Raw genomic sequence first — 19,068 nt, forward strand, 5'->3', positions numbered from 1 at the left:
TGTTAGGACGCGCTGGAAGGTCGAACGCGCTTGCCCGTATCCAGCCGAATGGGGTAAATTCAATCAGCTGCAACGCGGTCGCGCAACGAGACGCCAAACCGACAACGAGCGAACCACCCATGAAAATCCTGATGTTGGCAATCCTACTTGTCATGATCGCCGGCGTGCTCAGCCTGACCGTCGTCGGCGGCGGCTCCAAGCAGCTCGCCAAGGGCCAGCCGCTGCTGGCCTCCTCCTCGCGACTGATGGGACCGCGATAATTGCACGCACGACGGCTGCGGGGCTGGCGTGGCGCGAACGAACACCATAATGTTAGACATCAGCGAAACGAAAGACAATTCAATGGATTATTTCACCATCGAGATATCAGGCAAAGCCATCGCGAGTTTCCGCTCGGAAAACGCCGAGGACGCCAAGCACTTCATCGAGGCAGAGGATTTCCGCGAGGATCTGACGGTGCTCGAGACCGAAGGCAAGCCGGTATGGGATGGCAAGGCGCCGCTCACCCTGCGCAAGGCGACCCCGGATGAGGCGAGCGAAGTCGAGCATGCCTACGAGTTCGACGACGACCCCTCGCGCACCATCGACGACGAATTCGTCGTCTTCCTCATCCCGATTTCGGACGCGGATGAAGACGACAGCGACGAAGAAGCGTAAGGCCAAAGAGAAATACACGACGATTGTCCAAGAAAAGGACAGGGCAGCGATTTCTGCCCTGCTCTCGCCTGATTTGATCCTACACTTTACTCAGGATCACTCTCCAACCGTTCATTTGATTTGCCGTTAGGCGGATCGCTCAGCAGCATGATGCAGCAAAGCGCAAGGATAGCCCTTTAGGTCTACCCTTCGTTTGGATTTTGCCGTTTACTGGCGGGCATCGGACCGGAACTGGAGACGCGATACCATAGTTTTAGACAGCCGCATGCGACGGGGGGCGACACTGCGGCGATAGATATTTGCATAAAGGGGTTCGGGCATGGAAGCATTCTACATCGTCGTACTGGTATCGACGGCGCTCGTGCTTCTTGCGGCCTTCTCCAGCCTGCTCGCCTTCCGCTTCGGCGCGCCCCTTCTGCTCTTGTTTCTCGGCATCGGCCTGCTTGCTGGTAGCGACGGCCTCGGCATCGAGTTCACCAACAACTACCTCGCCTACATCCTCGGCTCGATCGCGCTTGCCATCATCCTGTTCGATTCCGGTTTCGGCACGCCGGTGCAGGCCTTCAAGCTCGCCGCCGTCCCCTCGATAACATTGGCATCGGTCGGCGTCCTGATGACGGCGTCCCTGTTTGCCGTCGCCGCCATGTGGCTTTTGAACTTCACCTGGCTCGAGGGCATGCTGCTCGGCTCCATCGTCGCCTCCACCGACGCCGCCGCCGTCTTCTTCCTGCTGCGCATCGGCGGCATCAACATCCGCGACAAGGTGCGCTCGACGCTCGAGGTCGAATCCGGCACCAACGACCCGATGGCGATCTTTCTGACCATCGCGCTCGTCGAGGTCCTGGCATCGGGCGAGCGCTATCACGGTATCAACATCGGCATGCTCGCCATGTTCGTGCAGCAGATGGGCCTCGGCGTCATCCTCGGCCTGCTCGGCGGCATGATGATCGTGCTAATCGTCGGCAGGCTGGAGACCGATCGCGGCCTGACGCCGATCTTCGTTCTGGCGCTGGCGCTCCTGGTCTTCTCGTTCACCGGCGCCGTCGGCGGCAGTGGCTTCCTCGCGGTCTACGTCGCCGGCATCTATGCTGGCAACCGCAAGCTGCCCGGCTATGCCTCAATCAAGCGCTTCCAGGATGGCATGACCTGGCTGGCGCAGATCATCATGTTCCTGGTGCTCGGCCTTCTGGCGACGCCTTCGCAGTTTGGCGCGATCGCCATCCCCGCCGTTCTGCTTGCGCTCTTCCTGATCTTCATCGCCCGGCCGCTGGCGATCTGGCTGTCGCTGCTGCCCTTCGACTACACGCAGCAGGAGATCGGCTTCGTCGCCTGGGTCGGCCTGCGCGGCGCCGTCTCCATCCTGCTTGCCATCATGCCGATCCTTGGCGGGCTGGAAAACGGCCAAGTCTACTTCAACACCGCCTTCATCATCGTGCTCGTCTCGCTGCTGGTGCAGGGCTGGACCATCAAGCCGGTCGCTAAGAAGCTCGGCCTGATCATTCCGCCGCGCATCGGCGCCGTCGACAAGGTGGAGGTCGACCTGCCGGGTGCGGCCAACCACGAGCTCCTCTCCTACCGCGTCGTCAAGGACAGCCCCGTGCTGCGCGGCGAGCGCATTCCGCGCTGGGCGACACCCTCGCTCGTCATCCGCGACGGCAAGTCGATGCGCTATCAATATGCCGGCCGCCTGCGCGAGAACGATCTCGTCTATCTCTTCATCGTCCCCTCCTATTCGCGCCTGCTCGACAAGCTCTTCGCAAGCCGCGTGCCGGTGGAGGAAGACGACACCGATTTCTTCGGCGCCTTCGCGCTCTCCCCGAGCCGCCCGGCGACCGATCTCGACGCCGCCTATGGCCCCGGCCTGTTGAACGAAAACGAGAAGGGCCTGACCATCGCCGAGCTGATGAAGCAGCGTCTCGGCGGCAAGGCGGAATATGCCGACCGCGTGCGCCTGGGATCCATCATCCTCATCGTCCGCGACCTCGACGACCACGATCATATCAGCGCGATCGGCATGTCGCTGGAGGCCGTCGAGCCGGCCGTGACGCTGCCGATCTTCATCAATCTGCGCGATATTATCGACCGCGTGCATGACCGCTTCAAGAGCCGCAAGAACAAGGAGGCGGCAGCCGCCGCGGCGGGTGGAAAAGCCGACGAAAACCCGCGCTGAACGCCTTGCGTCCGCGATGATCCTTGCTATGGTCCCCGCATCTTTTCAGGCAATAAACGAACGGATTTCCCAATGCCTTCCTTCAAGACACTCGACGATCTTAACGACATTGCCGGAAAGCGCGTTCTCGTCCGCGTCGACCTCAACGTCCCGGTAAAAGACGGCAAGGTGACGGACGTGACCCGCATCGAGCGCGTCGCCCCGACCATCAAGGAACTCTCCAAGAAGGGCGCCAAGGTTATCCTTCTCGCGCACTTCGGCCGCCCCAAGGATGGCCCCTCGCCGGACCTGTCGCTCACCCTGATCGCCCCCTCGGTTGAAGCCGTGCTCGATCATCCCGTGCAGACGGCAACCGACGTCATCGGCGAAGCCGCCGCCCGTGCCGTGGCCGCCATGAAGGATGGCGACATCCTGCTTCTTGAAAACACCCGCTTCCACAAGGGCGAGGAAAAGAACGACCCCGATTTCGTCAAGGCGCTGGTCGCCAATGGCGACATCTACGTCAACGACGCCTTCTCGGCCGCGCACCGCGCCCATGCCTCGACCGAAGGCCTTGCCCGTCACCTCCCGGCATACGCCGGCCGCACCATGCAGGCTGAACTGGAAGCGCTGGAAAAGGGCCTCGGCCAGCCGGTCCGTCCCGTCGTTGCCATCGTCGGCGGAGCCAAGGTCTCGACCAAGATCGATCTCCTCATGAACCTCGTGAAGAAGGTCGACGCCCTCGTCATCGGCGGCGGCATGGCCAACACCTTCATCGCCGCGCGCGGCACCAGCGTCGGCAAGTCGCTGTGCGAGCATGATCTCGCCGACACCGCCCGCCAGATCATGATCGAAGCCGCCACCGCTGGCTGCGCGATCGTTCTGCCCGAGGACGGCGTCGTCGCCCGCGAGTTCAAGGCGGGTGCCGCCAACGAGATCGTCGCCATCGACGCCATCCCCGATGACGCCATGATGCTCGACGTCGGCCCGAAGTCGGTCGAAGCTGTGAAGGCCTGGATCGAGCGCGCCAACACGCTGGTCTGGAACGGCCCGCTCGGCGCCTTCGAGATCGAACCCTTCGACAAGGCAACCGTTGCCGCCGCGCGATATGCGGCAGAGCGCACCAAGGCTGGCAAGCTCACCTCGGTGGCAGGCGGCGGCGATACCGTCTCGGCGCTGAACCACGCGGGCGTTGCCGATGACTTCACCTACGTCTCGACCGCAGGCGGTGCGTTCCTGGAATGGATGGAAGGCAAGGTCCTTCCTGGTGTCGAGGTCCTCACCAAGGCCAAGTAAGTCAAACCGGGCTTTTGGCCTGTTTGGACCGTTTCATTGAAGACCGCGGGAGCCAGCGCTTTCGCGGTCTTTTCGTTGGCACTAAAATAACACTTAACTTTCAAACGTTTGAAATGATTTCAATCGTTTCAATAGCTTACACCAGGATTTTCCTTTTAAAATTCTTCTGATATCGCAGATTCGAGTGCCTATCGGCTTTGACATAGAGCAAAATCCGGACGCGACGCGCCGGTTTTACGGAAGGAGTGAAGTATGGTGGACGCGAAGATGTTGGACAAGATCAGCTCGGCGCCGGGATTCATTGCAGCGCTGGACCAGAGCGGTGGTTCGACACCCGCAGCGTTGCGCCTCTACGGCATTGCCGACAGCGATTACCAGGGCGACGAGGAGATGTTCCGCCTGATGCACGCCATGCGCGTTCGCATCATGAGCGCGCCGGCCTTCACAGGCGACAAGATCATCGCCGCGATCCTCTTCGAGCGGACCATGGACGGCGACGTCGATGGCCAGCCGGTTCCTTCCTATCTCTGGGAAAAGCGCGGCGTCGTTCCGCTTCTGAAGATCGACAAGGGCCTGGCCGCCGAGGAAAACGGCGTCCAGATGATGAAGCCCATGCCAGAGCTGGAGACGCTACTCGCGCGCGGCCGCGACAAGGGAATTTTCGGCACCAAGATGCGCTCGGTGATCGCAAGCGCCGACCGAACCGGCATTGCGGCTGTCGTAAAGCAGCAGTTCGAGGTGGCACGCCAGATCATCGGCAGCGGCCTCGTTCCGATCGTCGAGCCTGAAGTTTCCATCAAGAGCCCGACGAAGCAAGAGGCCGAGGCCATCCTTCGCGACGAGATCGCAAAGCAGCTCGATCTGCTTCCGGCGAGCGAAAAGGTGGTGCTGAAACTGACGATCCCGACGGTCGCCGATTTCTACGCGCCTCTGGTCGACCACAAGCAGGTCGTGCGCGTCGTAGCACTCTCTGGCGGCTACAGCCGCACCGACGCCTGCGAGAAGCTCAGCCACAACCACGGCATGATCGCAAGCTTCTCGCGCGCGCTGACGGAAAACCTGCGCGTTTCGATGAGCGACGCGGAGTTCGACGCGAGCCTGGCTGAAACGATCAACGAGATCTACGCCGCTAGCGTCAACAAGGCCTGATCTGCCCGCCTATCTCTACAAACCGGCTGCCTCTGGCGGCCGGTTTTTTGTTGCCACGCGTCGTCATCGATCGATTGTCACGGCGACAAGAATTCCCCTTCTGCCAAGCGGCGGCGATGGCTACTGATTGCGCTCCTGAACCATCGGAGCACGCAATGACCGCCGTTTCCTTCACCACCGTCGATGTCTTCACCTCCACCCGCTTCGAAGGCAACCCGCTGGCTGTGATGACGGATGCGCGCGGCCTCTCCGATGATCAGATGCAGAAGATCGCCGCCGAGTTCGGCTATTCGGAAGTGACCTTCGTTCTGCCGCCCGAAAACCCCGAGAACACCGCCCGTGTGCGCATCTTCACCCCGACGACGGAAGTGCCCTTCGCCGGCCACCCCAATGTCGGCACCGCCTATGTGCTCGGCAATCTCGACGACATCTTCGGCCAACCGGTCGGCGACGTCATGCGCTTCGAGGAAAAGGCCGGCGTTGTCACCGTCGACGTGCGCCGCGAACAGGGCCGCGTGACCTCGACCGCGATCCGCGCGCCGAAGCCCCTATCGACTGGCAACACTGTCCCTGCAGACACCATCGCCCGTTGCATCGCAATCGACGGCGCGAAAGTCAGCACCCGCATCCACCAGCCACTGACGACATCCGTTGGCCTGAGCTTCGTCGTCGCCGAACTCGCCGATCTCGACACGCTTGCCCGCGCCCGCCCCAACCTCGCTTACTTCCAGGATGCCGCCGGCCCAACGCTCGAGGGAAACCACGACTTCTCGCTGTTCGTCTATGTCCGCTCGGCCGACAAGCCCTGGCAAATCCGCGCCCGCATGTTCGCCCCGCTCGACAACGTCCCGGAAGACCCCGCCACCGGCAGCGCCTCGGCCGCGCTCGGCGCCTACCTCGTCTCGCTGGAGCCCGATCCCGACATGACGGTATCGCTGACCATCGAGCAGGGCGTCGAAATGGGCCGCCGCAGCCTCATCGGCATCGAGGTGACGAAGACCGGCGGCGTGGTCACCGACGTTGTGATCGCGGGCGCCTGCGTCGAGGTCATGCGCGGCGTGATCGCCTGCTGATCATGTCGCGATGGATCGCGGCGCGCTTGACAGCAATCCGGCGCAAGCGATATCAAACTGGCTATCGGCAATGGATTCTGCCGAGGCCAGAAAAGGCTGAACCGCTTCCCCGACGAAGCCGATGACTCCTACTTCATTTGCCATCGCGCGAAAGGGTAGAGTCATGTTCGAAGTCTTCGTTCCATCACACATCGCCGGCGATACCGCCCGTCATCAGGGGGCAGCACTATGATCGCCTTCTCCGATATTTTCGGCATCCGCCTGCGCCAGCTTCGCGACATCGGCAAATGGATCGCCGTCATCGTTCCGATGGCGGTTGTCGTCGGCTCGCTCTGCGCATTCTTCCTCTGGGCGCTCGATCTTGCGACCAGGAGCCGCTTCGACCATCCCTGGCTGCTCTACGGCCTGCCCGCTGCCGGTTTCCTCATGGTGCTGATCTACCAGACATTTGGAAAGTCCGCCGAGGGCGGCAACAACCTCATCGTCGATCAGATCCACGAACCCGGTGCCGGCGTTCCCCTGCGCATGGCACCGCTCATCCTCGTCTCCACCGTCGCCACCCATCTCTTCGGCGGCTCGGCCGGACGCGAAGGCACGGCGGTGCAGCTTGGCGGCAGCATCGCCAGCGCCGTGGCGAAACTCTTCCGCCTGTCGCCCGCCGATGTCAGTATCCTCCTCATGGGCGGCGTCGCGGCCGGCTTCGGCGCGGTGTTCGGCACACCGATCGCCGGCGCCATCTTCGCGCTCGAAGTGCTGACCATCGGCCGCATGCAATATGAAGCGCTGATCCCCTGCCTGATGGCCGCAGTCACCGGTGACTGGGCCTGCCACGCCTGGGGCATCGAGCACACGCACTACCACATCGCTTATCTCGCCGACGCGCCCGCCAATGTCTTCCATCTCGATGCGATCCTGCTGTCGAAAGTCGCGGTCGCCGGCGTCATCTTGGGGCTCGCGGCGAAATCCTTCGCCGAGCTTTCCCACGCAGCCTCGGCACTGTTCAAGAAGCTCCTACCCTACGCCCCGCTGCGCCCGGTTTTGGCCGGGCTGATCCTGATCGGCCTCGTCCATCTGCTCGGCACCCGCGCCTATCTCGGCCTCGGCGTCTGGTCGCCCGACGCCGCCGACCCCACCATCGCGGGCTTCTTTGCGCCCGGCGCCGTCGATTATTGGAGCTGGTTCTGGAAGGCGCTCTTCACCATCGTCACACTGAGCGCCGGCTTCAAAGGTGGCGAGGTCACCCCGCTGTTCTTCATCGGCGCCGCACTCGGCAATGCGCTGGCGGCTCTCTTCGGCGCGCCGTCCGATCTCTTCGCCGGTCTCGGCTTCGTGGCGATCTTCGCCGGCGCCACCAACACGCCGCTCGCGTGCATGATCATGGGCATCGAGCTCTTCGGCGCCACCCACGCCGTCTACCTCGCCGTCGCCTGCTTCCTCGCCTATCTCTGCAGCGGCCATTCGAGCATCTATCTGGCCCAGCGCCTCGGCGTCCCAAAACGCCGCGCCATGCGCACGATCCCCTCAGGCGTGTCGCTCCGCCATGTCAGGGATCGGAAGGTGCCGGCTGTCGAGGGTGTCGAGAAGTAAGGCACGAAAACGCCCGCCACGAGAACGTGGCGGGCGACTTGTTCGGCATCGACCTAGGCAGCGTTTGAAAACAGATAAGGCCGGCGCTCCGTCTCGCTCGCCTTGAAGGAGTGCCGCAGATGCAGCAGATCCTTGCGCGCGATCAGCCCGACCAGCCGCTTCGTCTGCGGATCGATCACGGGGATGCGCCCTTCTCCCGAATTCAGCATGATGTCCGTGACATGCCCGACCGTATCATCCGCAAGCGCATAAGCGATGTCGGCATTCGATGTTGCGTCGACAATGCTGACATCGGACGCCACGCCCTCCTGACGCCACCGCAGCACATCGGCGCGTGAGATCAGGCCGAGCAGCACACGCTGGTCGTCGACGACGGGATAGACGCGATGCGTCTTCTCGGCCGTCTCGAAGAAGGTCTTCACCTCCCCCACCGTCTGCCGCGATGAAAGCACATCGACATCCACGATCATGATGTCGCGGGCGCGCGTCAGCTCGAACGGATCGATGCCGTATTCGCGCGTGATGTGCTGGCCGCGCCGGGCGATCTTTTCCGTGAGGATCGAGCGCCGAAGCACAAGCACCGTCACCGCATAGGCGGACACCGTGGCGGCAAGCAGCGGCAGGAGCGCCGACAGGTCTCCCGTCAGCTCCACCGCGAAAAAGGTTCCGGTCAGTGGCGCGCGCATCGTGCCGCCCATCATCGCGGCCATGCCGATCAACGCCCAAAACCCCTGGTCCCCTGGCAGAAACAGCCCGGCCAGCCAGCCAATCGCCCCACCGAAGATGAGCAGCGGCGCGAGCACGCCGCCAGAGGTGCCGGATGACAATGCGATCAGCCAGATCGCCACCTTCACGGCGAGGATGGTGAGGACAGCGGCCGGAAGCACGTTGCTATGCAGCAGATCCTCGATGATATCGTAGCCGACACCGAGCGCGCGCGGCTCGATCAGCCCGCCGATCCCGATGAACAGGCCACCGATCGCCGGGCACCACATCCAGTGAACAGGCAGGGCCTCGAACAGGTCCTCGACCTTGTAGAGGAGCACGGTCAGGAGACCGGACGCGAAGCCGGTGAGAATGCCGAGCCCGGCGCAGAGCGCAATCCCCCACCAGGGCAGGCTCATGTCGAAATGCGCGGGAAACAGCGGACCGGCGCCGAACAGAAACGGCCGCCAGCAAGCCGACACACAGGCAGCCACGGCCACCGGAATAAAGCTTCTCGGCTTCCATTCGAACAGAAGAAGCTCGACCGCCAGGAGAAGGGCCGCGATCGGCGTGCCGAAGATCGCCGTCATGCCGGCGGCAGCACCCGCAACCAGCAGAGACTTGCGCTCCGCCGAGCTCATCTCGAAGCACTGCGCGAAGAGCGAACCGATCGCGCCACCGGTCATGATGATCGGCCCTTCGGCGCCGAACGGGCCACCGGTGCCGATCGAGATCGCCGACGACAGCGGCTTGAGCACCGCCACCTTCGGCGACATGCGGCTTCCGCCGATCAGGATGGCCTCGATGGCCTCAGGGATGCCGTGTCCCCTGATCTTCTCCGAGCCGAAGCGCGCCATCAGCCCGATGATCAGTCCGCCGATGACAGGCACGACAAGCATCCACAGCGACGGATGCGCATGCGCCAGGCTCTCGGCAACGAGGCTGACCTTTCCGAACCAGACGATATTCGAGACGAGCGAGATCAGGCTGACCAACAGCCACGCCGCGAACGCGCCGCCGGTGCCGACGACGACGGCCATCGCGATCAGCGCCAGAACGCGCCTGTCGGTGGTGAAATCGCCCGCCGCGCGGCGCGGCAGTAGGGAAGCGGTATTGGGGGACGTATCGGGAGGAAGAGATTTTGGGGGCATGGTCGATCCTGTCTGGTGTTTATCTGCGCGCTCAAATATATCGTATTACGATATAAATCAAGAGACCGATCTCTCGCGTCTCATAAGGCGCGCGCCTCGCGCCGCGGGCTTTGCGGATGGCGGCGATAACGGCTAGAGATCGCCCTGACTTTCATGGGCGTTGACGGAAGGATGTGGCGATGCGGGACGATCTGTCGGACGAGGATTACGAAGCGCTCGCGAACCTTCGCCACACGCTGCGCCGTTTCATGGATTTCAGCGCGTCAGCCGCGCTTGAAGCCGGCCTGCCCGCGCAGCAGCACCAGGCGCTGCTCGCCATCAAGGGGCACCGCGCGCCCGATCCGATGACCGTCGGCCTTCTTGCCGAGCGCCTGATCATCGCGCCGCATACCGCGACCGAACTGGTGGGCCGTCTTGAGGCCGCCGGCCACGTCAGCCGCCGCCCCGACCCCAACGACCGCCGACGCCAGACGCTCATCCTGACCGACCAGGCCGAAGCCGTCCTCAAACAGCTGACGACCATCCACCTCAAAGAAATCCGCGAAATGGCACCGCGCCTGATCGCTATCCTCCAGAGCATCCAGGAGGAAACGCCACTGCCCGATGATCCGTGGTCGGCGTAGGATATCGACGAGCCTGTGGGCAGCCCTCAAGGCGCTCCGTTGATCTCGACGATATTGCGATCAGGGTCACGAAGATAAAGCTGCGGGAACCCCGCCATCCCGGTGCGGAAAATCAGCATGTGCTTGGGATCGTCGTCGGGCAGATCCCCGCTGAAGCCGAGGGCGGCGAGGCGTTCGAGAACGGCCTCGAAGTCATCGGTCCGAAACGCGAAGTGCCAGTCGTTGCGATCGATGTTTGGCCGTTGCCGGAAGGTGCCCTCGGGATGCACGACGAGGTGGACCTGCAGACTGCCGCAGGCGAGCCACGCCCCGCCCACCGGAAAGTCCGGCCGAGGGATTTCGGAAAGACCAAAGACATCGCGGTAAAACGGTAGAGATTTCTCCAGGTCATCAGTGATGATCGACACGTGATGCAGGGCAAGCATGTCTTCTCCCCCCAAGAAGCGTCCAAGCAATCATCACAATAGCCGAAACAGCAGCCTGACACCATCTGAGGGCGAGCCTCTTCCCGCGACCGGCGTCTCTACAACCAATTGCGCCTAAACAAACAGATCCCGCCCAAGCAGCGCGACGGCCCAGATCGCGAAGGCAAACAGTGCGATCTTCCAGAAATCCGCGCGCTTCCTGAGGCCCGGCAGACCGAGCGGCTTGATCAGGTGCACCACCATCGCAAGCATCAGGAGAAGCGCGATCAGCTTCGTCATGTCTTTATTTTTCCATATGTTCTTGATGTCACAGGACGGACATTATTTCGCGCGACGACTGCCCATAAACATGCCGTAAAGGCATTCGGGGACACAATCAACATTTCAAAGACTGGGCAGCATCGTGTGCTGCCATATGTCTTTGTGCATGTAAGCTGAGTTGCATGGGGGGCCAATGAAACGAAATCTTCTATCCGTCGCCGCACTTCTGTTCGGCACGCTCTTTCTGTTCATGGGCAATGGCCTGCAAGGTATCCTCCTCCCCGTCCGCGGCAATCTCGAAGGTTATGCGACCACCACGCTCGGCCTGCTCGGCACATCCTGGGCAGCCGGCTTCGTCATCGGTTGCCTTGTTGCGCCGAAGATGGTCAGCCGCGTCGGCCATGTGCGCGCCTTCTCCGGCTTTATCTCGATCATCGCCATCATCGCGCTGGTCAGCGGCATCGCCGTTCATCCGGTCTGGTGGGTGCTCTTGCGCGCCGTCACCGGCTTCGCCACAGCCGGCACCTCGATGATCATCGAGAGCTGGCTCAACGAACGCGCGACAAACGAGAGCCGCGGCGCGATCTTCTCGCTCTATATCGCCATCACCCTGATCGGCGTCGTCGCCGGCCAGATGATGATCCCGCTCGAGGATGTGCGCACGCCCATCCTCTTCATGATCTGCGGCATCTTCTACTGCATCGCCATGCTGCCGACGCTGCTGTCGACCGCCGCCTCGCCGCAGCCGCTGAAGGCCGTGAAGCTCGATCTCAAGGCGCTCTATCGCAATTCGCCGGTTTCCTGCCTCGGCATTCTCCTGGTTGGCATCGCCAATGGCGCCTATGGCACGCTGGGCGCCGTCTTCGGCGCCGGCGCCGGCCTCTCGGATACCTCGATCGCCATTATGATGAGCTCGACCATCTTTGCCGGCGCCGTCATGCAGCTCCCGGCCGGCCGCTTGTCCGACCGCATCGACCGCCGCTACGTGCTGGCGGCCATGTCGGCGATCGCGGCCCTTGCCGGTCTGATGCTCGTCGTCCTCCACCCCTCCTCGCCCGCCTTCATCATCACGCTGGTGGTGCTCTATGGCGCGGTTGCCAACACGCTCTATCCGATCGCCGTCGCCCACGCCAACGACTATGCCTCCTCGGAAGACTTCGTGAAGGTCTCCGGCGGCCTGCTGCTGCTTTACGGTATCGGCACCATCATCGGCCCGACGATTGGCGGCCCCGTCATGTCGATGGCAAGCCCGCACGCACTGTTCCTGGTGACCGCACTCGCCCACGTGCTGATCACGGCTTACGCGATCATCCGCAGCCGCGCGCGCGCCGCCATCCCGGCAAGCGACCGCGACGCCTTCACCACCATCCCGACGGCCACATCGCAGATGATGACGCCCGAGGGCATGACGCTTGCCGATCGCGGGCAGAACAAGACGCCGGAGCCGCCGATGGAGCCGGCAACCCGATAGACTTGAAGCGGAGACGGCCGGGCGCTTGCCCGCCGACACGAGGACGGAGGACCGAACATGAGCTTCATGGATGACGACCGGCCGCAGAAGAAACCGAATCACGAGATCGGGATGGACCTCTCGATGATGTCGGTGGACGAGCTGAACGCGCGTATCGACATGCTCAAGGCCGAGATTTCGCGCATCGAGCACGAAGCCGCGCGCAAGGCATCGGGAAGATTGGCTGCAGAAAACCTCTTCAAATCGTAAGCCGGCAAAACCCCGGATTTGATTTATAGCCGCCGCGCAAGTGTTAATTCGGCACACACTTAATGAGGCGTTAAGCTTTCTAATGTATTGATGTGCTCATCCGGACTTGCTCTGGATCTCAGACAGTTTCCCATGCGGTGAATTGGTCTGATTTTTCTCCCTGTTTTACCTTGAGAGCCGCTTTTGCGGCTCTCCTTTTTCGCATTGGCTGGGGACGAAAACCACGAAACTGTGGAAGTTAACCCTTTATTAAGAAACGCCTTGCGCTATTAGGCTAAAACTACCATCTTTAAAGTCATTAAGGCCGACCGGTGAAACCTTTTGGGACCGGCCTGCGTTACCTGATCAATAAGTAGATGCGTGCAACAGGGACCCTTTAAATGTCAGAGCTTGGATTGAACACGATCAGTTTTGCAGGACGCGCTGCCGCATCGTCGCAGTTTAAGACATTGTACTCCGAGGGCATGTCGCTGGTCGAAGAGACCGCCGCCTATCTGGATGGCAATGGCCGCACCGCATCCAAGGTTCTGCCGCGCATGGCATCGGTTCTCTACGCAGCGGAATCCATGCGCCTCACCACCCGCCTGATGCAGATGGCTTCCTGGCTCCTTCTGCAGCGCGCCGTCAACAATGGCGAGATGTCGCGCGATCAGGTTCTGGCCGAAAAGAACAAGGTTCGCCTCGACGGCTTCAACGTCGACCGCAACGCACCGGGCTGGGGCGACCTGCCGGAAGCCTTCCGCGATCTGATCGAACGCTCGCTGCGCCTGCAGAACCGCGTCGCCCTGCTCGACCGCGAAATCTATCGCCCGAACGAAGCAGCGATCGTTCCTGACAACCAGAACAGCGTCCAGGCTCAGCTCAGCCTGCTGCAGACGGCCTTCGGCAACAACTGATCCATTCAAAGTAGACTGCATAAACCGGCTGCGTTCCCTGCGCGGCCGGTTTTTTGTTGTCTGGGCGTTAGCCCGCTAATCGGCGTTCAGCTCAAGCGTAGCCCAAACGCAAAAAAGCCCCGCTTTCGCAGGGCTCCTTCGAAATCAGTGCAACAGCAGCGATTAGAGGCCGAGGCCGCCGAAACGCTTGTTGAACTTGGAAACGCGGCCACCGCGGTCCATGAGCTGCTGGTTGCCGCCCGTCCAGGCCGGGTGCGACTTGGAATCGATTTCGAGGTTCATCACGGCGCCTTCCGAACCCCAGGTCGAGCGGGTTTCGTATTCGGTGCCGTCGGTCATGACTACCTTGATGGTGTGGTAGTCGGGATGGATTTCAGCCTTCATAACAATCTTCCTGCGATGTCACGTCCATTTGACGCACCACGTTGCGACAAGAGGACCGATTGAATAAATGAAGCCGCAGTCGCTACTGGCTACGGCTTCCCATTAGGATGCGGTGCCTATACATGAAGGCCATTAGGATAACAAGAGCCATCGACCGTGTTGCACGGTGTTGAAGGCTGCTGGAGATTGAATTGACAGACGCAATGCAGACCGAGAAGAAAAAGTCCCGCTCGCTGAAACCTCTCGGCAGGCTGACGCCTTACGTCATGCGTTATCGCGGCCTCGTCACCGGCGCGCTCTTCTCACTGGCGCTCGCCGCCGTCACTTCGCTGGCGCTTCCTCTTGCCGTGCGCCGCATGATCGACCACGGCTTCAGCCATTCCGACGGCCGCTTCATCAACAGCTACTTCATCATGCTCATGGTCATGGCGGTCGTTCTCGCCATATCGAGCGCGCTGCGCTACTTCTTCGTCATCACGCTTGGCGAGCGCATCGTCTCCGATCTCCGCCGCGACGTCTTCGCCCATGTGACCCGGCTGTCCGCCTCCTTCTTCGACGTCAACCAGTCCGGCGAGATCGTCTCGCGGCTGACGGCCGATACCACGCAGATCAAGTCCGCCGTCGGCGCCACCGCCTCGGTCGCGCTGCGCAACATGATCCTGTGTCTCGGCGCCATCGTGATGATGGTCGTCACCTCGCCGAAGCTCGCCAGCCTCGTGCTCTTGGCCATCCCCCTCATCGTCTTCCCGCTGGTCGCCTTCGGCCGCTCGGTGCGCAAGCGTTCGCGCGCGGCACAGGACAAGCTGGCCGAAGCCTCGGCCTTCGCCAACGAAACCATCGCCGCCACCCGCACGGTCCAGGCCTTCGGTGGCGAGACCGCCGCGGCAAACCGCTATGGAGCTGCCGTAGAAGCCGCCTTCACCGCCGCCCGCGCCGCCATCCGCTCGCGCTCGCTTCTCACGGGCATCGCCATCACGCTGATCTTCGGCAGCGTCGTCGCCGTCCTCTGGGTCGGCGCCCACAATGTGCTCGAGGGTACGCTGTCTGCCGGCACGCTCGGCCAGTTCCTGCTCTATTCCGTCATCGCCGCCGGCTCGCTCGGCGCGCTCTCGGAAGTCTGGGGCGAGCTGTCGCAGGCAGCCGGCGCCGCCGACCGCCTGACCGAACTGCTCGACGAGGTCTCGCCGATCGTAACCCCGGCCAATCCGACCGCCCTGCCCGATCCGAGCCTCGGCCGCGTCGAGTTCACAGACGTCCATTTCGCCTACCCCTCGCGCCCCGACACATCGGCCCTGCACGGCCTGAGCTTCGCGGTCAAGCCCGGCGAGACCGTCGCCATCGTCGGACCCTCAGGCGCCGGCAAGACCACCATCTTCTCGCTGCTGCTCCGCTTCTACGATCCGCAGCAGGGCGCCGTCATGATCGACGGCGTCGATGCCCGCCAGACCGACACCGACGGCCTGCGCAAGCGCATCGCCATCGTCCCCCAGGATGTCACCATCTTCGCCGCCTCCATCCATGACAACATCGCCTTCGGCCGCCCGAACGCCACGCGCGAGGAAGTCCGCGCCGCCGCCATCGCCGCCCAGGCCGACGAGTTCATCGCGAGATTGGAGCAAGGCTACGACACCACGGTCGGCGAACGCGGCATCATGCTGTCGGGCGGCCAGCGCCAGCGCATCGCCATTGCCCGCGCCATCCTCAAGAACGCTCCGATCCTGCTCCTCGACGAAGCCACCTCGGCACTCGATGCCGAAAGCGAAACCCTCGTCCAGCGCGCCCTTGACGGCCTCATGGAGGGCCGCACCACACTGATCATCGCCCACCGCCTCGCAACAGTCCTCAAGGCCGACCGCATCCTGGTCCTCGACCAGGGCCGCGTCGTCGAGGAAGGCACCCACCAGAGCCTGGTGCGCCACGGCGGCATCTACGCCAAGCTGGCCCGGCTGCAGTTCGATGCGGGTGCCGAGGAGCTGCTTGCGGCGGTGAAGTGAAAGCGGGGTCAGGTTTCCGCTAGGGATTGCAAGCCCGGAGGCGTTGCAATAGCGTTGAGCCGTACCCAGGGATCCAGGGCGCGGGAGTTCAGGCACTATGAAAAGCAAAAGCCTTAAGCCGCTTCCGCGCTTCTCTACCGACCGGCAGGCCGAGGATTTCGTCGCGGACGCCGATCTGACTGAATTCGATCTCTCCTCCGGCCGCGACATATTGTTTGAGAGAAGCCAGCCTCCTCAAGGACGCACCCACCCAAACATCCCGATGGAATAATTGGATTTTTTGTTTTAGGCTGCGCTTGCAGATTTAAACAACATCCTGATTCCGGGAGACAATCGATGTATAAGTTCGAAGTTTATAAGGACAAGGCAGGCGAGTTCCGTTTCCGTTTCAAGGCATCGAACGGCGAGACGATGTTCGGCTCCGAAGGCTACAAGGCCAAGGCGTCGGCGCTGAACGCCATCGAATCCATCAAGAAAAACTCTCCCGGAGCCGTCGTCGACGACACCACCAAGGCGGCTGACGCCTGATACATCAAAGGCGGCACCTCAGGGCGCCGCCTTTTTCTTTTGTGCTTCCGGGCCGCTTACGTTGCAGCGTGCTCCGACGTCAGCGGTGGATGCCGGTGTAAACTTCAACTTCCCTCATCCCTGTGCTCGTCACAGGGATCCAGCGCGATCAAGTCCTTGATCGCAATAGACTCTCTTCGCCGCGCAGACGCGCGTCGGCTGGTTTCCTGTGACAAGCACAGGAATGAAGGAGAGTGCAGAGCGCACCGCAGCGACAAAATTGCCGGCTGCGGGACAAAAACTGCCCTACCCCATCACTTCTCCGTCAGCTTCAGCTCGATCCGTCGGTTGGTCGCCCGCGCTTCGGGCGTATCGCCGGGCGCAATCGGCTGATACTCGCCGAAGCCGGCCGCAACCAGCCGGTCGGCCGGAACGCCTTGCGCGATCAGGAACTTGACCACCGAGATCGCGCGCGCCGAAGACAGCTGCCAGTTGTCGGCGAAGCGGCCGGTGCCGGCGAGCGGCACGTTGTCGGTGTGGCCGTCGACGCGCAGCACCCAATTGATCTCCGGCGGAATTTCCTTGGCGACGTCGAGCAGCGCTGCCGCAAGCTTGGCCATCTCCGTCTGCCCATCGGGATTGAGATCGGCGCCGCCGGAGGGGAAAAGCACTTCCGACTGGAACACGAAGCGGTCGCCGACGATGCGTATGTTCTCGCGGTCCGACAGAATCTCACGCAGGCGCCCGAAGAAGTCCGAGCGGTAACGGTTGAGCTCCTGCACGCGCGCGGCAAGCGCCACGTTGAGCCGGCGTCCGAGATCGGCGATCTTCGTCTGCGACTGCTGGTCCTTATGCTCGGAAGCCTGCAGCGCCACTTCGACGGCAGCGATCTGGTTGCGCAGCGCCGCAATCTGCTGGTTGAGCAACTCGACCTGGCTCATCGCCCGGTCGCTCATCTGCTTCTGCTCGTCGAGTTCCTTGGTGAGCGAACCGATCCGCTGCTGCGCCGCGTCCTGGCCGCCGGAGCCGGCCGAGAGCAGCGACTGCAGCCGCGAGCGCTCGCCTTCGGCGGTCGCAAGCGAGGCCTGCAGGTTGGCGACGCTGTCCTCGAGATCCTGCTTGCTGCCCTTTTCGAGCGCGAGCAGCTGCGTCAACTCGTTGATCTGGCTGTTCAGCCGGTTCATCACCTCGTCACGGCCGGAAATCTCGCGGCTTAGAATGAACTGCCCGACGACGAACACCGTGAGCAGGAACATCACCGCGATCAGAAGCGTCGACAGCGCATCAACGAAGCCGGGCCAATAGTCGACCGTGCGTTCGCGGCGACGGTTGCGGGCAAGAGCCATGGCTTACTTGCCCTCGCTCTTTTCGGTCTGCGGCACACGCGGGCGCTCGGAAGAAGCATGCTTTTCCTGCGCGCCGATCCGCTCGGCAAGGCGATCAAGCGTGCGGCGCATGGCCTTCGCCTCGTCCTGCTGCGCCTCGATCCAGTCGCGCAGCATCTGCTGCTCGTTGCGCATGTTCTTGACCAGCCCCTGAATGCCCTCGGCGAGATTGGCCATGGCCGCGACCGAACGCTGACTGCCGCCGCCCTCTTCCGAGACCTTTTGCATATATTCCGACAGCGCGCGGATCTCTTCCGGCGAAACGCCGCCCTTGGTGTCGATCACGGGAGCGGCGAGGTCGGAGCCGACATCGGTTACCGACGACAGCCAGTTTTCCAGCTCGGTATAGAAGCGGTTCTGCGCGCGGCCGGCCTGCAGGTCGAGGAAGCCGAGGATGAGCGAGCCGGAAAGACCGAGCAGCGACGACGAGAACGCCTGGCCCATGCCCGACAGCGGCTGCGACAGCCCTTCTTTCAGCGCCGACAGCACATCCGAGGAGCCGTTGGTTCCGGCGTCGAGCGACTGGATAACGTTGCTGATCGAGCCGATCGTGCCGATCAGGCCCCAGAAGGTGCCGAGCAGGCCGAGGAAGACGAGGAGACCGATCAGATAGCGCGAGACGTCGCGGGATTCGTCGAGCCGGTTGGCGATGGAATCGAGAATGGAGCGGAAGGCCGTGGTCGAGATGCCGCTTGCCGAGGCATTGCGGCTGCCGATCAGCGTGCGCATCGGCGCCAAGAGCTTCGGGTTGCGGTTCACCTTGTCGGCGCTGCCGGCAGCTCGGAACGAATTGAACCAGCGCACCTCGGGCCGAAGCGACAGCACATGGCTGAAGACAAGGATGATGCCGATGCCGAGAACGCCGAGAATGAGGCCGTTCAGCCCCGGATTGTGCATGAAGGCCGTCTGCGCCTGGCGGAACAGGATGGATGCTATGAACCCGACGATGACGAGGAACAGCACCATCGTCCACAGGAAGGGCATCGGGCTGGATAGCTTATAGCTGTAATTTCCCGTGGTTTTTTCGGTCGAGCCGAACTCCGCCACATTCACATTTTCCATAGATTCCGCAGCCTCCGGCCTCATCACAGCCGGAGACTAGATCA

General features: G+C 62.5%; 20 protein-coding genes and 1 riboswitch. Of the genes, 14 read left to right on the plus strand and 6 right to left on the minus strand.

The window, feature by feature from the left end:
* Positions 1-131: 131 nt before the first annotated feature.
* The 7 genes from J5286_RS31550 (at position 132) to J5286_RS18220 (ending at position 7,911) form a co-directional block, all read left to right on the plus strand.
* A complete protein-coding gene (locus J5286_RS31550; RefSeq protein ID WP_280637050.1) occupies positions 132-260 on the plus strand; it encodes a hypothetical protein in 129 nt (42 codons plus the stop codon).
* 82 nt (positions 261-342) lie between these two features.
* A complete protein-coding gene (locus J5286_RS18195) occupies positions 343-657 on the plus strand; it encodes a hypothetical protein (protein WP_047509389.1) in 315 nt (104 codons plus the stop codon).
* A gap of 319 nt (positions 658-976) precedes the next feature.
* On the plus strand, positions 977-2,827 hold the full coding sequence (locus tag J5286_RS18200) for a potassium/proton antiporter (protein ID WP_111563325.1): 1,851 nt from the start codon (positions 977-979) through the stop codon (positions 2,825-2,827).
* A gap of 72 nt (positions 2,828-2,899) precedes the next feature.
* Positions 2,900-4,102, plus strand: coding sequence for a phosphoglycerate kinase (locus J5286_RS18205; protein WP_209191586.1), 1,203 nt, complete (start codon positions 2,900-2,902; stop codon positions 4,100-4,102).
* 252 nt (positions 4,103-4,354) lie between these two features.
* Positions 4,355-5,251: a fructose bisphosphate aldolase gene (locus J5286_RS18210; protein ID WP_209191587.1), complete on the plus strand. Its 897-nt coding sequence runs from the start codon at positions 4,355-4,357 to the stop codon at positions 5,249-5,251.
* 155 nt (positions 5,252-5,406) lie between these two features.
* A complete protein-coding gene (locus J5286_RS18215; protein ID WP_209191588.1) occupies positions 5,407-6,324 on the plus strand; it encodes a PhzF family protein in 918 nt (305 codons plus the stop codon).
* A gap of 57 nt (positions 6,325-6,381) precedes the next feature.
* A riboswitch (Fluoride riboswitch) is annotated at positions 6,382-6,462 on the plus strand.
* A 90-nt stretch (positions 6,463-6,552) separates the two neighbouring features.
* Positions 6,553-7,911 (plus strand): voltage-gated chloride channel family protein, encoded by a 1,359-nt coding sequence (locus J5286_RS18220; RefSeq protein ID WP_209191589.1) that lies wholly within the window; start codon positions 6,553-6,555, stop codon positions 7,909-7,911.
* Between the two features lie 53 nt (positions 7,912-7,964).
* Here the strand turns inward: J5286_RS18220 and J5286_RS18225 are convergent, their stop codons facing one another.
* On the minus strand, positions 7,965-9,767 hold the full coding sequence (locus J5286_RS18225) for a chloride channel protein (protein WP_209191590.1): 1,803 nt from the start codon (positions 9,765-9,767) through the stop codon (positions 7,965-7,967).
* Between the two features lie 179 nt (positions 9,768-9,946).
* On the opposite strand from J5286_RS18225, the gene J5286_RS18230 reads away from it, so the two are divergent.
* The gene (locus J5286_RS18230; RefSeq protein WP_209191591.1) at positions 9,947-10,390 is read left to right on the plus strand and encodes a MarR family winged helix-turn-helix transcriptional regulator; all 444 of its coding nucleotides are present in this window, start codon (positions 9,947-9,949) and stop codon (positions 10,388-10,390) included.
* 26 nt (positions 10,391-10,416) lie between these two features.
* Here J5286_RS18230 and J5286_RS18235 read toward each other — a convergent pair whose 3' ends face one another.
* Both J5286_RS18235 and J5286_RS18240 read right to left on the minus strand, forming a co-directional pair.
* Positions 10,417-10,815, minus strand: a complete 399-nt coding sequence (locus J5286_RS18235) for a VOC family protein (protein WP_209191592.1) — start codon at positions 10,813-10,815, stop codon at positions 10,417-10,419.
* 114 nt (positions 10,816-10,929) lie between these two features.
* Positions 10,930-11,094 (minus strand): hypothetical protein, encoded by a 165-nt coding sequence (locus tag J5286_RS18240; RefSeq protein ID WP_018899677.1) that lies wholly within the window; start codon positions 11,092-11,094, stop codon positions 10,930-10,932.
* Between the two features lie 175 nt (positions 11,095-11,269).
* Between J5286_RS18240 and J5286_RS18245 the strand changes: the two genes are divergently transcribed.
* From J5286_RS18245 to rcdA, 3 genes are all read left to right on the plus strand, one after another.
* The gene (locus tag J5286_RS18245) at positions 11,270-12,547 is read left to right on the plus strand and encodes an MFS transporter (RefSeq protein ID WP_018899678.1); all 1,278 of its coding nucleotides are present in this window, start codon (positions 11,270-11,272) and stop codon (positions 12,545-12,547) included.
* Positions 12,548-12,604: 57 nt separating this feature from the next.
* Positions 12,605-12,796: a DUF1192 domain-containing protein gene (locus J5286_RS18250; protein WP_209191593.1), complete on the plus strand. Its 192-nt coding sequence runs from the start codon at positions 12,605-12,607 to the stop codon at positions 12,794-12,796.
* Between the two features lie 380 nt (positions 12,797-13,176).
* On the plus strand, positions 13,177-13,692 hold the full coding sequence (gene rcdA, locus J5286_RS18255) for a protease adaptor protein RcdA (RefSeq protein ID WP_026283232.1): 516 nt from the start codon (positions 13,177-13,179) through the stop codon (positions 13,690-13,692).
* A 162-nt stretch (positions 13,693-13,854) separates the two neighbouring features.
* Here rcdA and rpmE read toward each other — a convergent pair whose 3' ends face one another.
* Positions 13,855-14,076, minus strand: coding sequence for a 50S ribosomal protein L31 (rpmE, locus tag J5286_RS18260; protein WP_037182697.1), 222 nt, complete (start codon positions 14,074-14,076; stop codon positions 13,855-13,857).
* A gap of 203 nt (positions 14,077-14,279) precedes the next feature.
* Here rpmE and J5286_RS18265 point away from each other — a divergent pair, with 203 nt between their 5' ends.
* The 3 genes from J5286_RS18265 to J5286_RS18275 all read left to right on the plus strand — a co-directional run bounded on the left by J5286_RS18265 (position 14,280) and on the right by J5286_RS18275 (position 16,598).
* The gene (locus J5286_RS18265; protein ID WP_209191657.1) at positions 14,280-16,070 is read left to right on the plus strand and encodes an ABC transporter transmembrane domain-containing protein; all 1,791 of its coding nucleotides are present in this window, start codon (positions 14,280-14,282) and stop codon (positions 16,068-16,070) included.
* A gap of 97 nt (positions 16,071-16,167) precedes the next feature.
* Positions 16,168-16,341 (plus strand): hypothetical protein, encoded by a 174-nt coding sequence (locus tag J5286_RS18270; protein WP_162735187.1) that lies wholly within the window; start codon positions 16,168-16,170, stop codon positions 16,339-16,341.
* A gap of 65 nt (positions 16,342-16,406) precedes the next feature.
* Positions 16,407-16,598, plus strand: coding sequence for a YegP family protein (locus tag J5286_RS18275; RefSeq protein WP_209191594.1), 192 nt, complete (start codon positions 16,407-16,409; stop codon positions 16,596-16,598).
* 293 nt (positions 16,599-16,891) lie between these two features.
* On the opposite strand, the gene J5286_RS18280 is transcribed toward J5286_RS18275, so the two are convergent.
* Together J5286_RS18280 and J5286_RS18285 are read right to left on the minus strand one after the other, a co-directional pair.
* Positions 16,892-17,923: a peptidoglycan -binding protein gene (locus J5286_RS18280; protein ID WP_209191595.1), complete on the minus strand. Its 1,032-nt coding sequence runs from the start codon at positions 17,921-17,923 to the stop codon at positions 16,892-16,894.
* 3 nt (positions 17,924-17,926) lie between these two features.
* On the minus strand, positions 17,927-19,024 hold the full coding sequence (locus J5286_RS18285; protein ID WP_209191596.1) for a flagellar motor protein MotA: 1,098 nt from the start codon (positions 19,022-19,024) through the stop codon (positions 17,927-17,929).
* Between the last annotated feature and the right edge of the window lie 44 nt (positions 19,025-19,068).

The sequence above is a fragment of the Rhizobium sp. 16-488-2b genome (assembly GCF_017741815.1).
Taxonomy (GTDB): domain Bacteria; phylum Pseudomonadota; class Alphaproteobacteria; order Rhizobiales; family Rhizobiaceae; genus Rhizobium.

Bases quoted from the DNA above. Each gene is read 5' to 3' on its own strand.
- rcdA (WP_026283232.1), top strand. From the start codon at position 13,177: ATGTCAGAGCTTGGATTGAACACGATCAGTTTTGCAGGACGCGCTGCC.
- J5286_RS18215 (WP_209191588.1), top strand. From the start codon at position 5,407: ATGACCGCCGTTTCCTTCACCACCGTCGATGTCTTCACCTCCACCCGC.
- J5286_RS18280 (WP_209191595.1), bottom strand. From the start codon at position 17,923: ATGGCTCTTGCCCGCAACCGTCGCCGCGAACGCACGGTCGACTATTGG.
- J5286_RS18240 (WP_018899677.1), bottom strand. From the start codon at position 11,094: ATGACGAAGCTGATCGCGCTTCTCCTGATGCTTGCGATGGTGGTGCAC.
- J5286_RS18275 (WP_209191594.1), top strand. From the start codon at position 16,407: ATGTATAAGTTCGAAGTTTATAAGGACAAGGCAGGCGAGTTCCGTTTC.
- J5286_RS18285 (WP_209191596.1), bottom strand. From the start codon at position 19,024: ATGGAAAATGTGAATGTGGCGGAGTTCGGCTCGACCGAAAAAACCACG.
- J5286_RS31550 (WP_280637050.1), top strand. From the start codon at position 132: ATGTTGGCAATCCTACTTGTCATGATCGCCGGCGTGCTCAGCCTGACC.
- J5286_RS18265 (WP_209191657.1), top strand. From the start codon at position 14,280: ATGCAGACCGAGAAGAAAAAGTCCCGCTCGCTGAAACCTCTCGGCAGG.
- J5286_RS18245 (WP_018899678.1), top strand. From the start codon at position 11,270: ATGAAACGAAATCTTCTATCCGTCGCCGCACTTCTGTTCGGCACGCTC.
- J5286_RS18210 (WP_209191587.1), top strand. From the start codon at position 4,355: ATGGTGGACGCGAAGATGTTGGACAAGATCAGCTCGGCGCCGGGATTC.
- J5286_RS18270 (WP_162735187.1), top strand. From the start codon at position 16,168: ATGAAAAGCAAAAGCCTTAAGCCGCTTCCGCGCTTCTCTACCGACCGG.
- J5286_RS18230 (WP_209191591.1), top strand. From the start codon at position 9,947: ATGCGGGACGATCTGTCGGACGAGGATTACGAAGCGCTCGCGAACCTT.
- J5286_RS18250 (WP_209191593.1), top strand. From the start codon at position 12,605: ATGAGCTTCATGGATGACGACCGGCCGCAGAAGAAACCGAATCACGAG.
- J5286_RS18205 (WP_209191586.1), top strand. From the start codon at position 2,900: ATGCCTTCCTTCAAGACACTCGACGATCTTAACGACATTGCCGGAAAG.
- J5286_RS18195 (WP_047509389.1), top strand. From the start codon at position 343: ATGGATTATTTCACCATCGAGATATCAGGCAAAGCCATCGCGAGTTTC.
- J5286_RS18200 (WP_111563325.1), top strand. From the start codon at position 977: ATGGAAGCATTCTACATCGTCGTACTGGTATCGACGGCGCTCGTGCTT.
- J5286_RS18225 (WP_209191590.1), bottom strand. From the start codon at position 9,767: ATGCCCCCAAAATCTCTTCCTCCCGATACGTCCCCCAATACCGCTTCC.
- J5286_RS18235 (WP_209191592.1), bottom strand. From the start codon at position 10,815: ATGCTTGCCCTGCATCACGTGTCGATCATCACTGATGACCTGGAGAAA.
- J5286_RS18220 (WP_209191589.1), top strand. From the start codon at position 6,553: ATGATCGCCTTCTCCGATATTTTCGGCATCCGCCTGCGCCAGCTTCGC.
- rpmE (WP_037182697.1), bottom strand. From the start codon at position 14,076: ATGAAGGCTGAAATCCATCCCGACTACCACACCATCAAGGTAGTCATG.